Genomic DNA, 864 nt, shown 5'->3' with positions numbered 1-864 from the left:
ACATTATACAATATTCTGTTAATATTTTCACTATAAATTTGAAATATTTCGACGGATTTTCCAGACATCATCTTCATAATTACTTGCAACAACGATGCAAGTTTTTGTATACATTACCATTCTCTTATTCCTAATGTCTTAAATTCTTTATAGTCTTTATCTTCCAAAGATAGAGTAATGATATATTCATGAGAACATACTGAACATACTAATCTATTATTTTTATAAAAGCTTGGATCTTCAATCCATTCAACATTTCTAAAAGATGCCACTTTCGTAAGATCTCCTTCATAAAGTAAATAATTAATCATACTTTCGTCCATTTTTAAATTATATATTTTATATAATCCTCCGACATAACAGTCTGAATACATGGTAAACTTGCTATCCAAAAATGATATTTGGGGTAAATTAGTTTTGTTTCTAATATTTGTGTCAGGAAATGGTACTTCACTATTAGTTATATAGTATTGTATTTTCTGTTTTACTGCTTCAAAATCAGCAGAATCATATAATTCATATCGATCAAAGTATGACAAAACCTCTTCTTCTGTACGATACATATCTAATAAAGACTTTCGAAACTCTAAATCTTGTTCAAACCTTAATCTTCTCTGAGAATTTTCTAATTTATATTCTTTCTCTAAGTCAGAAATAATCTGGTCGTATTCATCTTGTATATGAGTATAGTTACTTAAAACAATCAAATAAGTTACTTTATCTGTTATACTTGATAAAAATCTTATAAACCGACCATAATTGGATATTTTTATACAATCTTCATAAACTAATGCTACTTCTTTCAATTATTTGTCCCCTTCCTACTAATGATATTGCATTGCATAAAGATTAATTTTTGTTTAG

General features: G+C 26.6%; 1 protein-coding gene. It reads right to left on the bottom strand.

Features of this window, described 5'->3' with window-relative positions; genetic code table 11:
- Positions 1 to 113: 113 nt before the first annotated feature.
- Positions 114 to 806, bottom strand: a complete 693-nt coding sequence (locus tag ACW2QF_RS08695) for a hypothetical protein (RefSeq protein WP_455715609.1) — start codon at positions 804 to 806, stop codon at positions 114 to 116.
- Positions 807 to 864: the final 58 nt, after the last annotated feature.

Source organism: Anaerosporobacter sp., from assembly GCF_965301125.1.
The sequence above is the reverse complement of the archived record's forward strand: the minus strand, read 5'-3'. Positions and strand labels throughout refer to the sequence as shown.